This is a genomic window from Shewanella submarina (genome assembly GCF_042646185.1).
Taxonomy (GTDB): domain Bacteria; phylum Pseudomonadota; class Gammaproteobacteria; order Enterobacterales; family Shewanellaceae; genus Shewanella; species Shewanella corallii.
Genome location: NZ_JBHRTD010000018.1, coordinates 545,961 through 559,452 on the forward strand (window position 1 = coordinate 545,961; position 13,492 = coordinate 559,452).

The window sequence follows — 13,492 nt, forward strand, 5'->3', positions numbered from 1 at the left end:
GAAAATGACTGAACAAGTTCAAATCCAAGATGAAAACAAGCTGATTGCGGAACGTCGTGCCAAGTTGGACCACATCCGTAAAGACAGCCCTGCCAACGGCCACCCAAACACCTTCCGCCGCACCCATAAGGCTGCCGAGCTGCAGGCTGAATTCGGTGCTAAGTCGAAGGAAGAGCTGGAAGCTTTGGGTTTCCGCACCAGCATCGCCGGTCGTGTTATGGCCAAGCGTGGTCCTTTCCTGGTAATCCAGGACGTATCCGGACGTATTCAGGCTTACGCCGACAAAGGTGTTCAGGCTGCACTGAAAGAACAGTATCAGGGCCTGGATATCGGTGACATCATTGGTGTAACCGGTCAGCTGCACCTGTCTGGTAAAGGCGACCTGTATGTAAACATGGACGAGTTCCAGTTGCAGACTAAAGCACTGCGTCCTCTGCCTGAGAAGTTCCACGGTCTGACTGACCAGGAAACCCGTTACCGTCAGCGTTACGTTGACCTGATCGTTAACGAAGAGTCCCGTGACGCGTTCAAAATGCGCTCCAAGGTGATGCAGGCTATCCGCAGCTTCATGATCAACAAAGAGTTCATGGAAGTTGAAACGCCAATGATGCACGTGATCCCAGGTGGTGCTTCTGCCCGTCCATTTATCACACATCACAATGCGCTGGATATCGACATGTATCTGCGTATTGCACCTGAGCTGTACCTGAAGCGTCTGGTAGTTGGTGGCTTCGAGCGCGTGTTCGAAATCAACCGTAACTTCCGTAACGAAGGCCTGTCTCCACGTCATAACCCAGAATTCACCATGATGGAATTCTATATGGCGTACGCTGATTACAACGACCTGATCGACCTGACTGAAGAGATGCTGTCTTCTATCGCCAAAGATCTGTGTGGTGACACCAAGCTGCCTTACGGCGAGCACACCATTGATTTCGGTGGTCCATACACCCGTATGACCATGCTGGAAGCGATCAAGCACTACAACCCAGAGAATGAAACCATTCAGGCCATGACTTATGAAGAAGTTAAAGACCTGGACTTCATGCGCAAGCTGGCCAAGAGCCTGCACATTGAAGTGGAAACTTTCTGGAGCTGTGGTCAGCTGCTGGAAGAGATCTTCGGTGAAACCGCAGAGCCTAAACTGATGCAGCCTACCTTCATCACCGGCTACCCAGCAGATATCTCTCCGCTGGCCCGTCGCAGCGATGGTAACGACTTCATCACTGACCGTTTCGAGTTCTTCATCGGTGGTCGTGAAGTGGCCAACGGCTTCAGCGAGCTGAACGATGCTGAAGATCAGGATGCCCGCTTCAAGGCTCAGGTTGACGCTAAAGATGCTGGTGACGACGAAGCTATGTTCTACGATGCTGACTATGTTCGTGCTCTGGAACACGGCCTGCCACCAACTGCTGGCCAGGGTATCGGTATTGACCGTCTGGTTATGCTGTTCACCAACACTCACACCATCCGTGACGTGATCCTGTTCCCGGCTATGCGTCCAGAGGCTTAATCGCCAACGCTTAGTTGATAGCAGGTAGACAAAAAGCCGACACTCATTGAGTTGTCGGCTTTTTAATATCTGTCAGCCACACGATTACTGCCCCAAATTGCCTGGTCATAGAACCACTATGTCGTCACCGATTTGGATTGTACTCGAATGGCTGAAATGGTTCTGGTGAGATCAATCCTCTATGCGGATGGGTATTACTGACCCATAATCACAGTGTCTGTCACCTTGATATGCGTATGGCTCAGGGCCTCTTTCACGGTTTTAATGGCGGCTTCTACGGACTCTGCTCTGCGCTCGAAATCCAGGACCAGGTTATCGTTGACTGAGTGGATCAGTGCGTCGATGCATTCCACCTGAATCAATTGCATACGGATATTCTCAAAGTCATCCATCTCGACCAGAGGGGTTTCAGTGAGCAGGCTGAAGCTATAGCTGTTCATGTGTGTGTCCTCAAAATATTTGCTTCATTCTACCCCAGGCAAGCGGGAAACCCTGCCGGTTTTATCCGCAGCCGGAGTATTGATGACGTGAGTCTGGTTTGAGAAGCTGTCTTATGGAAGAACTGCTGGTATCCTTAGCAGCACAGCGGCAACAAAACGCTGAAAACGCCACAAATTAAAGACAGGAACACGATGAAACAACAAGATTATCTGGATGCCATGGGGATCAGCCGCTGGCGCCCCCGCACAGGTGAGCCTCGCAACTTACTCTTGTGCGATGATCCCAGACAGCTTGATGGTCATCCTCTGGTTGCTGCCGTGCTCAAGGTGCTCGATATCGATCCTGAGCATATCTATATTGTCGATCAGGTGCAGACAGGTGATAGAGTCATCTGGGATATGCGCCTGATGAATCGCCCACACAAGCCGGGCACCATCTACTCATCTCCTCTGAGTAAACTGCTGGCTGGCAGTGAGGGGAAGCGTGCTCTGTGGCAGCAAATCTGGCAATGGCAACAAGCCCGGCAACAACAAGCTGCCACTGTCGCCGACAAATAAAAGCCAATATTAAGCATCAAGATGAGTACCGAAATCCGCCAATTGCCTGTTGAACAGGCCCCCCTGATGGCAAAGATTGCCGCCGCAGCCCATAGTCACCCTATGAGCGAGAACACCATCGCCAGTTGCTTTGGAAACTTTTACCGCTGTTATGGTGCCTTTGATGGCGACCTCCTGGTGGGCTTTATTATTCTTCACCAGCTGTTTGAAGAGGCAACTGTCATGGATATTTGCCTGGCACCTGAATCTCAGGGGCAAGGGTGGGGGAAGGCCTTGATGCAAACAGGTATCGACTGGCTGAAGCAAACAGAGGCGGAACAGTTAATGTTGGAGGTTCGCGCCGGTAATGCCAGTGCCATAGGCCTTTATCAGAAGCTGGGCTTTGTAGTCACAGGTGAGCGCAAGGGCTATTACAAAACCGCCGACGGTACAGAAGATGCGGTGCTGATGAGCCTGCCTTTGGTGTAAAGATGGCGCACTGAAAAAGCGCAAATAAAAAACGGTCACTCAGGTGACCGTTTTACTTTTTGCGTTCCTTCATTGTGGCAGCGACAACTACCTGAAGTTGATTACTCTTCCAACAGGCTGCGCAGCATCCAGGCGGTTTTTTCATGCAGCTGAATACGCTGGGTCAGCAGGTCTGCAGTGGCTTCGTCGTCCGCTTTCTGTACCAATGGGTAAAGGGCGCGGGCGTTACGGATAACAATCTCCTGACCTTCCAGCAGCTCCTGAATCATGGCTTTGGCAGAAGATACGCCGTTGTCTTCGCTGATTTGAGTCAGTTTGGCGTAAGCACTGTATGAACCCAGAGCGCGGGCACCCAGAGCACGAACACGTTCAGCAATCACGTCTACCGCCAACGCCAGCTCTGTGTATTGACCTTCAAACATCAGGTGCAATGTGTTGAACATTGGGCCAGTTACGTTCCAGTGGAAGCTGTGGGTTTTCAGGTACAGGCTATAGGTGTCTGCCAGCAGTTGGTTCAAGCCTGCGGCGATAGCTTCACGATCTGCCTGTTCAATGCCGATATTAATCTGGTTCATAGTGCGTTCCTCCGAATTTCAATAGACCCAGTATAGGGCGATACTGAAAATTGATATATCAATTAAACTCGATGGTTCTAATCTATTTTGTTGTGGTCGATGCGTCCGCTCAGCGGGACTGTCGAGAATGGTAAACAGAGTATCAGAGGCCGTATTAAGGCAAGCAGGTCGGAGCATTAACTTATCGCTGTGTCGTCCTAAGGTTCGTTAGCGCTTTATCGTAGCGACAGTCATGTTCCTGAACTCGTCGCTTTCGATAAGCCCGGTATTCCTGACGCTGGTAATATACAGTCAGCCAAATCAAGTGTTCGTAAGGCTATATCCCAAAAAACGGGTATCTAAATTGCTCGTCAGTCACCCTATAAACACAAAGGCCATGGTCTTTCTCGACCATGGCCTTGTTAGCAAATTATCAGTAGCTGTTAATCAATTGGTTTCATATCTAAATTGTCTATATCAAAGCCATTTAAATTAACAAACAACCAAGCATAAGCCCGTTGAAATGCTGAGGGAGGAAGCTCAATTACATTCTCATAAGCAACCCGCACATGTTCGCCCAAGGGGTCCTGTTCCTCTTCACCTACCCAGGTCGCATTATTGGTGATAGGACTCTCCAAACTGGTTTTTTTCACAAACAGTATTTCTTTTTCTGGCGTCATTAACATTTGGTAGTAGTAAGGCTCGCTGTCAATAACTACACGCATAACGATATATTCAGAATCAGGAGAAACATCAAAGCGAGCGGTACCGCTTCCGCTAAGATCACCCTCGTATACAAAAAGCATTAAGACCAGTAACGCAGTAATCGCGACTAACAGACTAAGGTATTTTAATTTTTTCATGCACCTTCACCGTCTCTCTGTCTGAAAGCAAAAATAGGTCTCAAAGGTATAAACCTGTTTCAGGACGGGCAAAGCAGAAGAAAAAGCAGCACTAAAAGTGCTGCTTTTTCTGACGGTTAGTTTTTCAGTTTGACCACATCTCCGGTCAGGGCGACACCAGCAATCAAAGCACCTGCCCCGCACTGGAAAGTCTCAGTGCTTGAGGTCAGGTTGTTCTTGTAGTTGGACTTGATATTGACCACCGCATTGCCTCCTTCTTTGATTGCCCTCTGTTTCAGGGAAATCATGGCTGACAGAAATACCCATTGGCAGGCTTCTTCGTCGGTCTTATTAAAGGCATTGGTTTTTTTGTTGGTTTTAAACTCACCAAAGTTTTGCTCAACCTCACCATAGGCCTGATCACCAAAGTAGAAGGCGATATCATTGCCAAGCTTGTTCTGAGCGACAGGCAGCGCCATGGTATCGGCAATAGAGTATGCGCCAATATCATCTCTGGCCTGTACAGAGACTGAGGTAAAAGAGAGGGAGAGGAGTGCAGTTAAAATAAGCTTCTTCATCTTGAACTATCCTGATTTCCATATTCGGTGTGCGATTTATGGACATAATACCGGGATATCAATCGGCTGAAAATCACACCATGGTGGGGTTTTACCGCCGCAGGCATAAACAAAAACAGCGCCAATTGGCGCTGTTTTATCAGTATGCTGGAGCCTATTTAACTTCAACACCCTTGGCTTGCAGGTCGGCATGGTAGCTGGAACGAACCAGAGGACCACAGGCTGCATGGGTAAAACCAATTTCCGTAGCATAGTCGTGGAAGGCATCGAACTCCAGAGGAGTCACATAGCGCTTCACCGGCAGGTGGAACTTGGAAGGCTGCAGGTACTGACCCAGAGTCAGCATGTTGACATTGTGCTCACGCAGATCACGCAGTACCTGTTCAATCTCTTCGTTGGTCTCGCCCAGACCCAGCATGATGCCGGACTTGGTTGGGATATCCGGATGACGCTCTTTAAAACGCTTGAGCAGATCCAGTGACCACTGATAGTTGGCACCCGGACGGGCCTTACGGTAGTGAGCCGGAGCGGTTTCCAGGTTATGGTTGAATACATCCGGTGGCTCTGTGGCCAGGATATCCAGGGCAGCGTCGATACGACCGCGGAAGTCAGGTACCAGGATCTCAATCTTGATCTCCGGGTTCAGCACACGGATTTCGCGGATACAATCGGCAAAGTGCTGAGCGCCACCATCACGCAGGTCATCACGGTCAACCGAGGTGATCACCACATACTTGAGCTTCATCTCAGAGATGGTTTTGGCCAGCTTCTTTGGCTCTTCAGCGTCCGGCTTCAGCGGGCGGCCGTGGGCCACGTCGCAGAATGGGCAACGACGGGTACAGATGGCACCCAGAATCATAAAGGTGGCTGTGCCGTGGTTAAAACACTCTGCCAGGTTAGGGCAGGAGGCTTCTTCACAGACAGAGTGTAGACCGTTATTACGCAGCGCCTGCTTGATACCTTCGATACGCTGGCTGGATGCCGGCAGTTTTACTCTCAGCCAGTCAGGCTTACGCAGCATGTCTTCGCGCTCGGAAGGCATGACTTTAACCGGGATACGGGCGACTTTGTCGGCGTCGCGGAGTTTGACTCCGGGTTGTAATCTCTCAGGTCTGCTCATAGTGTGTTTGCTAATCCTTCAAGGTGAATCACTTGGCCGTAATTCAGACGCTTGGTAAAGGTGGTGACCAGGTCATCACCAGCTTGAATAACGGTTTGCGGCCCGCCGAGGGCTTTACACTGGACCATTTCCAGTCCCGCATAGCCACAGGGGTTGATCCGCAGAAAGGGTTCCAAGTCCATATCTACGTTTAAAGCCAGTCCGTGGAACGAACAACCTTTGCGGATCCTCAGACCCAAAGAGGCTATCTTGCGTTCATTCACGTAGACGCCCGGAGCGTCAGCTTTAGCGTAGGCTTCAATGCCATATCCCTTGAGCAGGTCGACCAGGCTCTGTTCGATTTCGGTCACCAGCTGGCGGACACCGACTTTACGGCGTTTGATATCAAGCAGGGGATAGGCCACTAATTGGCCCGGACCGTGATAAGTTACCTGACCGCCACGATCCACCTGAATAACAGGGATATTTCCCGGATTCAGTATGTGTTCCGCTTTGCCGGCCTGGCCTTGAGTAAATACCGGTGGATGCTCTACCAGCCAGAGCTCGTCTGGGCTGTTTTCATCCCGGTTATCTGTGTAGTGTTGCATCGCATGCCAGACAGTCTCATAGTCCTGACGACCCAGATGACGAACATGCAAAGTGTCGTTATGCAAGGGCAACCTCTCCCCTCTGAAATCAGTGGCGCCATTATACTTGACTGTTTGACAACGGTATACAGATCACAGTTTTACTTTGGCAAGATTTGAACTGTGATCTGCAAATGAATTATAGAACCCGCTTAACGCCTTCGATGGCTGCCAGTTCGGTATACAGGGTCTCAACCATCTCTTTATTTTCCACTGTGACGCGGATGGTAATTGAGTAGTAGGTACCCTTGCTTGATGCCTTGGTGCTTGGCACATAGTCACCCGGTACATGCTTCTGTACTACGGCAACCACACGGTCTGCCAGAGTGTCATCAGCATCGCCCACTACCTTGTATGGGAAAGAAGCCGGAAACTCCATCAGCTCTTCAAAACGGGTATTCAGATCGGAATTAGTCATGGTGAACTCTCTAAATCGGGTGTAATGAATCCTATATGGTGCTTATTGTACGCTTTTCAAGTGCAGGCAGTGAGAGCGCGCAATAAAAAAGCCACCCGCAGGTGGCTTTCTCTGGATTAACTGTCGGAATTAACCGAACCAGCTGGCAAACAGTTGCTTGAAGTAGTCCATCAGCTTGCTGAACCAGCTACCTTCATTCACCTCTTCCAGGGTAACCAGAGGGAACTGGGCTACATCTTCACCGTTCAGCTGGAAGTACAGACGACCCACCACTTCACCTTTGGCCATAGGCGCAGTCAGTTCTTTGGTCAGCTCATAATGAGCCTGCAGGTTCTTACCCTGACCACGGTTGATGGTGATAGGGGTGTCAGTCATTACGCCCAGTTTCACCTGCTCTTTGTCACCGAACCAGATACGCTCTTCGGTAAAGGTTTCACCGGCCTTGAATGGGGTCACAGTTTCAAAGAAACGGAAACCATAATTCAGCAGCTTTTTGCTCTCTGCTGCACGGGCGTTGGCGCTCTTGGTGCCCAGTACCACGGCGATCAAACGCATATCGTCTTTGGTGGCAGAGCTTACCAGGTTGTAGCCTGCACCTGAGGTGTGGCCGGTTTTAATGCCATCAACGTTCAGTGACTTGTCCCACAGCAAGCGGTTACGGTTGTACTGAGGAATATTGTTGTAGGTGAACTGCTTCTCGCTGTAAATCTTGTACTCATCTGGTACGTCACGGATCAGCGCTGCGCCCAGCAGTGCCATATCATAGGCAGTGGTTTTCTGGTCGTCAGAGTCCAGGCCATGTGAGTTCTCAAAGTGAGAGTCAGTCATGTTCAGCTGCTTGGCCCAGGAGTTCATCAGATCAACGAAGGCGCCTTCGGTACCGGCAATATGCTCGGCCATGGCCACACAGGCATCGTTACCTGACTGAATGATGATGCCTTTATTCAGTTCAGAGACTTTAACCTTGGTGCCCACCTCGATAAACATCTTGGAGGAGTCAGGGAAGTTCTTGGCCCAGGCGTTCTTGGAGATCTGGACTTCATCATCCGGGTTGACGTTACCACGTTTGATCTCCTGACCGATAACGTAGCTGGTCATCATCTTGGTCAGGCTGGCTGGGTTCAGGCTTTCATAGGCGTTGTTCTCAGCAATCACCTTACCTGTGTTGTAGTCCATCAGCACATAGGCTTTGGCGGCCACATCCGGGGAGTCCGGAATGACCATAGGTGCTGCCTGAGTTGCAACGGAAACGGCAAGCCCGGTAAACACCAGGATGGCTTTCAAAGGTCCTTTGACAAAATTCTTCATTACTTCAGTACGTCTTTTGGTTGTATTGGGTTCGGAACTGCAAACTGCAGCGGAGTATATCACTATCTACAGTGGGATTTTAATTAGCGGCTGTTCATCTTACGCGCTGACCAACACTGCAAATTGTTTGAATTTGTTAGCAACAGCAGCAAGCCTGTGTAGCAATGGGTCAATTCCTGCTCAATACCCGCTTACTTGCCCCCATGTGTTATTAAACAAATAAAATGCTCAAAAGTTCACACCAATGAGGTATTCATTTACACAGAGGGGGCGGGTTTATTACTTGGCTGGCGGTGGCGTGACCAAAAAGCTCTCGGGAAAACCGTCGGCTCGCAGGGTTTCCAGCAGTTTATTGGCCAGAGTTAACTGGCCAACTGGACCAAGCTGCAGTCGATAAATATCACCTTGCTGTTGCAGACGCGACTGTAACTGGTGTTTGGTCTCCAGTTCTGCGGCCAGGGTTGCGAGTCTGGCTTTATCTTTGGATGCGACCAGCTGAATATAGTAGGTCTGTTCGCCGGTCAGCTCTGCCAGTTGGGGGACCTGGGGGCTGGCGATATAGATGGCTTCCACTTCCACATTGGCGGTGCCGGTTTTCAGCATATCCAGCCTGGCAGCGGCAGCATAAGACAGATCGATAATCCGTCCGCCATGGAAAGGGCCACGGTCATTCACACGCACTATTACCTGCTTGCCGTTGTCGCGGTTGGTCACTTTGACATAGCTGGGCAGCGGCAGGGTTTTGTGAGCGGCAGTCATGGAGTACATGTCATAGCGCTCACCATTGGAGGTCAGGTGGCCATGGAACTTGGCACCATACCAGCTGGCGACACCTTTTTCGGTGTAGCCCTGGCTGGTTGGCATCACATCATAGGTTTTGCCAAGTACTGTGTATCGGCGGTTGCCCTGACGGCTGTATGGTTCAAACCTGGGTTGGGCGTTTTCTACTTTGGTGACGTCAGGCGCATTACTCGGGGCCTCATCGTCCGCCATATCGTAACGTCCACCACCGGAGCAGCCTGCCAGTAAGGCAGAGGTAGAAAGCAGGCCGCACAGCAGCAGGGTTTTAGCTTTGGTCATGGGCATGTTTAAGTTGTTCACTGAATTGGTAGACCGCCATAGCGTATAAAGGGCTGCGATTATAACGGGTGATCACATAAAAGTTCTTCAGTCCCAGCCAATATTCCGTACTGTCTGCCTGTTCCAGCGCCACCAACATCGCTTTTTGGCTGGCGTTGAGGTCCTGATTCTTCTTCAGGCTTAAATCCGGGCTGAGGATATCTGCAACGGTCAGATTCAGCCGCTCGCCACTCCACACCTTGGCTTTTGGCGTTCCTTCATTCACCAGTGGCAAGACCACAGGTTCGCCAGCCTGCCAGCCGTGTTCATGGAAGTAGTTGGCGACGGAGCCGATGGCATCCACAGGGTTGGTCAGCAGATCCCGCTGGCCATCACCGTCAAAGTCCACGGCGTAATGACGATAGCTTGAGGAGATAAACTGGCCATAGCCCATGGCACCTGCATAGGAGCCTTTTAGTTCATCCAGAGGTAATTTTTCCTCTTTAATCAGCTGCTGCAGCTGGCCCAGTTCAGAGCGGAAGAAGTCGGCCCGGGGTGGATAATGGAAGCCAAGAGTATAGAGGGCATCCAGTACAGGGTACTTACCCATGTAACCGCCATAGAAGGTTTCGATACCGATAATGGCAACAATCACCTGTGGGTCGACACCATAGGTTTTGGCCGCACGGGCGATGGTTTGCTCATGCTCATTCCAGAACTTTAGACCTGCTGCCAGCCGTTTCTCGGTCAGGAAAATCGGATAATAAACATGCCATGGTTTGGCTTCCCATGGTCGGGAAATGGCATCCAGCACATCCTGGTTGAGTTTGGCATCGGCCAGAAATGCTTCAGTTTCCGCTTGGGTAAAGCCTTTGGCTTGCTGCTCTTTGATAAAGTCAGCAGTCAGCGTCTTGGTGTCCAGAGGCTCAGCAACAGCGACTGAGCCAAGCAAGAGGGCGCCTATTGGAGCGAAGAGTGGCGCGAGTAACGAGGAGATTCTTGTCATTCCGGTGATTCTCTTTTCCGTTGTGTGCTTTGGTTTAACGGTCGATAAAGCGTCTGTGAGTGTGAATACTCATCAGAATTCCGAAGCCCGTCATCAGTGTCAGCATGGAGGTTCCCCCATAACTGATCAGCGGTAGTGGAACCCCCACTACAGGCAGAATACCTGACACCATACCAATATTTACAAATACATATACAAAGAATGTCAGTGTAATGGAGCCTGCCAGCAGGCGGGCAAAGCTGGTTTGCGCACGGGACGCGATAGTCAGTCCCCTGGCGATGATAAACACATAGAGGGCCAGCAACAGCAGAATACCAATTAAGCCAAACTCCTCTCCTATTACGGCGAAGATAAAGTCGGTGTGACGTTCCGGCAGAAATTCCAGCTGTGACTGAGTACCTTCCAGCCAGCCCTTACCCCAGAATCCGCCCGAGCCGATGGCAATTTTAGACTGGATAATATGGTAACCGGCACCCAGAGGGTCTTTCTCAGGATCGAGCAGGGTCAGTACCCGGGTGCGCTGGTAGTCGTGCATCAGGAAGAACCAGAGGATGGGCAGAAACGCCAGTACGGCGAGCAATACTCCGCCTACAATGGTCCAGCTCATACCGGACAGAAAGAGCACAAATACCCCGGACGCAGCAACCAGAATCGAGGTACCCAGATCCGGCTGGCTGGCGATAAGCAGGGTAGGTATCAGCAAAATAGCAACCCCCCCGGCAAGATGTCGCTTCTTGGGAGGAAGAGGGAACTTACTGATAAACCAGGCCATGGTAATGGGGAACGCCAGCTTCATCAGCTCTGATGGCTGGAACTCCATAAAGCCCAGGTTTAACCAGCGCTGTGCCCCTTTGTTGATCTCGCCAAAGAAGTGAACCGCAAGCAGCAGGATAACGCCTATTACATAGATAGGCAGTGCCCACCGACGCAGCACTTCCGGGTTGATTTGGGCTACGGTCAACATCACCAGCAAAGACAACCCCATGCGGATCATCTGCCTGTCCATCATCGCCAGGCTGCCACCGCTTGCTGAATAGATCACAAACAGGCTGAAGCAGAACAGGATTAAAATGCCGCCCAGCAGAGGCAGGTCAATATGGATGCGTTGCCAAAAAGTTTGGCGACTTGGATGCGCACTCATTCTTTGGTCGGCTCCTTGGTGTCGCGAAGAATATATTCATCCAGCATGGCGCGGGCCACAGGACCTGCGTTGGCGCCACCCCAACCGGCGTTTTCCAGCACTACAGCCAATACGATTCTGGGGTTTTCATAGGGGGCATAAGCCACAATAAGGGCGTTATCCTTGAGGCGCTCATCGATGTTTTCGGCATCGTATTTGGCGTCCTGGGCCACAGAGAATACCTGAGCAGTACCTGTCTTCATGGCCGCCGTATATTTGGCGTCGGTGAAGCGGGATTTGTGGGCGGTTTGCTGCATGGCGTCATTGATAATGTCCCAGTTTTTGGGATCTTTGAGCACAACAGGCGGCATCTTATCTACAGGGGTTTTGAGGGTGCCATCATTCTGAGTCACCGCCTTCATCAGGTGAGGAGAGAAGCGTTTGCCCTTGTTGGCAACAATAGCAGTGGCGGCAGCCAGCTGCAGTGGGGTTGTAGTCCAGTAGCCCTGACCAATGCCCACAGAGATGGTGTCACCAATCCACCAGGGCTGGTTGTAGCGTGCCCGCTTCCAGTCCCGTGACGGCATAATGCCGGAGGCTTCTTCATAAATGTCCACATTGGTGGGCTGACCGAAGCCAAACTGGGTCATAAACTCTGAGATCTTGTTGATACCCAGCTTGTATGCCATGTCGTAAAAGTAGGTATCACAGGAGTCGATAATGGAGTGGTACACATCCACCCAACCATGGCCCCAACGCTTCCAGTCCCGGTATTTGTGGTCAACGCCGGGAATTTGCCAGAAGCCGGGATCCCAGATGCGGGTTTTCTCGGTGACGGTACCCTCTTCCAGTCCCAGCAGCGCCATAATGGGTTTTACTGTCGATGCTGGTGCGTACTGGCCCTGAGTGGCTCGGTTGATCAATGGACGGGAGCGGTTGTTCAGCAGTTCGCTGTAGGCTTTGGAGCTGATGCCGTGAACAAACTGATTGGGGTCATAGCTGGGGCTTGAAGCCAGCGCCAGAATCCCACCATCTCTTGGGTCGATAGCTACAATACTGCCGCGGCGGCCGTCCAGCAGCTCCTGGGCTTTTTGCTGCAACTTCAAATCTATTGTGAGATAGATATCCTGGCCCGGCTCGGGCTCAGAGACTTTAAGGGTACGTATGGTGCGGCCACGGTTGTTCACCTCTTCTTCAAGGTGTCCCGGTTTGCCATGCAGTACCGGCTCATAGAATTTTTCAATGCCCTGTTTGCCAATAAACTTGGTTCCGGCGTAATCACTCCAGTCGCCACTGCGTTCAAGTGATTCACGGTCACGGGAGTTAATGCGGCCCACATAGCCAAGGGCATGGGTCAGGGTGCTGCCGTAGGGGTAATAACGCTTGAGACCAGCTTCCACTTCCACACCGGGAAACTTGTGCTGATTAACACTGAATATGGCGACCTCTTCCTCAGTCAGGCGGGCTTTCAGGGTTAAAGGCTTAAAGCGTCTGTGATGCTTGAGGGACTTGTTGAAGTCCTCTTTTTCATCTTCGCTGATGTCAATAATGGCCGCCAGTCCATCTATGGTGCCGGGGATATCTTTGACACTCTCTGGGACCAGTTCAAGCGAGTAGAAAGGTTGGTTTTCTGCCAGCAATACGCCGTGCCTGTCGTAGATCAGACCGCGGCTTGGAGGCAAAGGCAGTACCCGGATGCGGTTGTCATCTGAACGTGTGGTGTAATCGTTGAATGAGGTGACCTGCAGGTGATAAAGGTTACCCAGCAGGATGGACACCATGAGAATGACGCAAACAAAAGTAAACAGCGCCCGGCGCTTAAACAGCGACGCCTCAGCTGCGTGATCATGCATGGTAATGCGCTTTCTTGGCGACACTTATG

At 51.1% G+C, this 13,492-nt stretch carries 15 protein-coding genes; 3 read left to right on the top strand and 12 right to left on the bottom strand.

The genetic code is table 11. From position 1 onward, the window contains the following. Positions 1-4: 4 nt before the first annotated feature. Positions 5-1,513 (top strand): lysine--tRNA ligase, encoded by a 1,509-nt coding sequence (gene lysS / locus ACFOE0_RS19335; RefSeq protein WP_248934234.1) that lies wholly within the window; start codon positions 5-7, stop codon positions 1,511-1,513. A 194-nt stretch (positions 1,514-1,707) separates the two neighbouring features. On the opposite strand, the gene ACFOE0_RS19340 is transcribed toward lysS, so the two are convergent. Next, entirely contained in the window at positions 1,708-1,953 is a 246-nt protein-coding gene (locus ACFOE0_RS19340; protein ID WP_248934235.1) for a hypothetical protein, read from the bottom strand. Positions 1,954-2,145: 192 nt separating this feature from the next. Between ACFOE0_RS19340 and ACFOE0_RS19345 the strand changes: the two genes are divergently transcribed. Together ACFOE0_RS19345 and rimI are read left to right on the top strand one after the other, a co-directional pair. Beyond that, positions 2,146-2,511, top strand: coding sequence for a DNA polymerase III subunit psi (locus ACFOE0_RS19345; RefSeq protein WP_248934236.1), 366 nt, complete (start codon positions 2,146-2,148; stop codon positions 2,509-2,511). Between the two features lie 21 nt (positions 2,512-2,532). Then, a complete protein-coding gene (gene rimI / locus ACFOE0_RS19350) occupies positions 2,533-2,979 on the top strand; it encodes a ribosomal protein S18-alanine N-acetyltransferase (RefSeq protein WP_248934237.1) in 447 nt (148 codons plus the stop codon). Positions 2,980-3,080: 101 nt separating this feature from the next. Here the strand turns inward: rimI and dpsA are convergent, their stop codons facing one another. The 11 genes from dpsA to mrdA form a co-directional block, all read right to left on the bottom strand. Then, positions 3,081-3,554, bottom strand: a complete 474-nt coding sequence (gene dpsA / locus ACFOE0_RS19355) for a DNA starvation/stationary phase protection protein DpsA (RefSeq protein WP_115138049.1) — start codon at positions 3,552-3,554, stop codon at positions 3,081-3,083. A gap of 422 nt (positions 3,555-3,976) precedes the next feature. Continuing rightward, positions 3,977-4,396, bottom strand: a complete 420-nt coding sequence (locus ACFOE0_RS19360) for a hypothetical protein (protein WP_248934238.1) — start codon at positions 4,394-4,396, stop codon at positions 3,977-3,979. Between the two features lie 116 nt (positions 4,397-4,512). Then, on the bottom strand, positions 4,513-4,953 hold the full coding sequence (locus ACFOE0_RS19365; RefSeq protein ID WP_115138048.1) for an excinuclease: 441 nt from the start codon (positions 4,951-4,953) through the stop codon (positions 4,513-4,515). Between the two features lie 154 nt (positions 4,954-5,107). Next, positions 5,108-6,073 (bottom strand): lipoyl synthase, encoded by a 966-nt coding sequence (lipA, locus tag ACFOE0_RS19370; RefSeq protein WP_248934239.1) that lies wholly within the window; start codon positions 6,071-6,073, stop codon positions 5,108-5,110. Next, positions 6,070-6,726 carry a lipoyl(octanoyl) transferase LipB gene (lipB, locus tag ACFOE0_RS19375; RefSeq protein ID WP_248934240.1) on the bottom strand — a complete coding sequence of 219 codons (657 nt, stop codon included), beginning with the start codon at positions 6,724-6,726 and terminating at the stop codon, positions 6,070-6,072. The genes lipA and lipB overlap by 4 nt, the downstream gene beginning before the upstream one ends. A 112-nt stretch (positions 6,727-6,838) precedes the next feature. Continuing rightward, positions 6,839-7,117, bottom strand: a complete 279-nt coding sequence (gene ybeD / locus ACFOE0_RS19380) for a DUF493 family protein YbeD (RefSeq protein ID WP_248934241.1) — start codon at positions 7,115-7,117, stop codon at positions 6,839-6,841. Between the two features lie 129 nt (positions 7,118-7,246). After that, positions 7,247-8,425 (bottom strand): serine hydrolase, encoded by a 1,179-nt coding sequence (locus ACFOE0_RS19385; protein WP_115138045.1) that lies wholly within the window; start codon positions 8,423-8,425, stop codon positions 7,247-7,249. A 279-nt stretch (positions 8,426-8,704) separates the two neighbouring features. Next, positions 8,705-9,511 carry a septal ring lytic transglycosylase RlpA family protein gene (locus tag ACFOE0_RS19390; RefSeq protein WP_248934242.1) on the bottom strand — a complete coding sequence of 269 codons (807 nt, stop codon included), beginning with the start codon at positions 9,509-9,511 and terminating at the stop codon, positions 8,705-8,707. Further along, on the bottom strand, positions 9,492-10,490 hold the full coding sequence (mltB, locus tag ACFOE0_RS19395; RefSeq protein ID WP_248934243.1) for a lytic murein transglycosylase B: 999 nt from the start codon (positions 10,488-10,490) through the stop codon (positions 9,492-9,494). Before mltB ends, ACFOE0_RS19390 begins: the two co-directional genes overlap by 20 nt. 34 nt (positions 10,491-10,524) lie before the next feature. Continuing rightward, positions 10,525-11,631, bottom strand: a complete 1,107-nt coding sequence (gene rodA, locus ACFOE0_RS19400; RefSeq protein WP_248934244.1) for a rod shape-determining protein RodA — start codon at positions 11,629-11,631, stop codon at positions 10,525-10,527. After that, the gene (gene mrdA / locus ACFOE0_RS19405) at positions 11,628-13,487 is read right to left on the bottom strand and encodes a penicillin-binding protein 2 (protein WP_248934245.1); all 1,860 of its coding nucleotides are present in this window, start codon (positions 13,485-13,487) and stop codon (positions 11,628-11,630) included. Before mrdA ends, rodA begins: the two co-directional genes overlap by 4 nt. Positions 13,488-13,492: the final 5 nt, after the last annotated feature.

Bases quoted from the DNA above. Each gene is read 5' to 3' on its own strand.
- lysS (WP_248934234.1), top strand. From the start codon at position 5: ATGACTGAACAAGTTCAAATCCAAGATGAAAACAAGCTGATTGCGGAA.
- ACFOE0_RS19340 (WP_248934235.1), bottom strand. From the start codon at position 1,953: ATGAACAGCTATAGCTTCAGCCTGCTCACTGAAACCCCTCTGGTCGAG.
- ACFOE0_RS19345 (WP_248934236.1), top strand. From the start codon at position 2,146: ATGAAACAACAAGATTATCTGGATGCCATGGGGATCAGCCGCTGGCGC.
- rimI (WP_248934237.1), top strand. From the start codon at position 2,533: ATGAGTACCGAAATCCGCCAATTGCCTGTTGAACAGGCCCCCCTGATG.
- dpsA (WP_115138049.1), bottom strand. From the start codon at position 3,554: ATGAACCAGATTAATATCGGCATTGAACAGGCAGATCGTGAAGCTATC.
- ACFOE0_RS19360 (WP_248934238.1), bottom strand. From the start codon at position 4,396: ATGAAAAAATTAAAATACCTTAGTCTGTTAGTCGCGATTACTGCGTTA.
- ACFOE0_RS19365 (WP_115138048.1), bottom strand. From the start codon at position 4,953: ATGAAGAAGCTTATTTTAACTGCACTCCTCTCCCTCTCTTTTACCTCA.
- lipA (WP_248934239.1), bottom strand. From the start codon at position 6,073: ATGAGCAGACCTGAGAGATTACAACCCGGAGTCAAACTCCGCGACGCC.
- ybeD (WP_248934241.1), bottom strand. From the start codon at position 7,117: ATGACTAATTCCGATCTGAATACCCGTTTTGAAGAGCTGATGGAGTTT.
- ACFOE0_RS19385 (WP_115138045.1), bottom strand. From the start codon at position 8,425: ATGAAGAATTTTGTCAAAGGACCTTTGAAAGCCATCCTGGTGTTTACC.
- ACFOE0_RS19390 (WP_248934242.1), bottom strand. From the start codon at position 9,511: ATGCCCATGACCAAAGCTAAAACCCTGCTGCTGTGCGGCCTGCTTTCT.
- mltB (WP_248934243.1), bottom strand. From the start codon at position 10,490: ATGACAAGAATCTCCTCGTTACTCGCGCCACTCTTCGCTCCAATAGGC.
- rodA (WP_248934244.1), bottom strand. From the start codon at position 11,631: ATGAGTGCGCATCCAAGTCGCCAAACTTTTTGGCAACGCATCCATATT.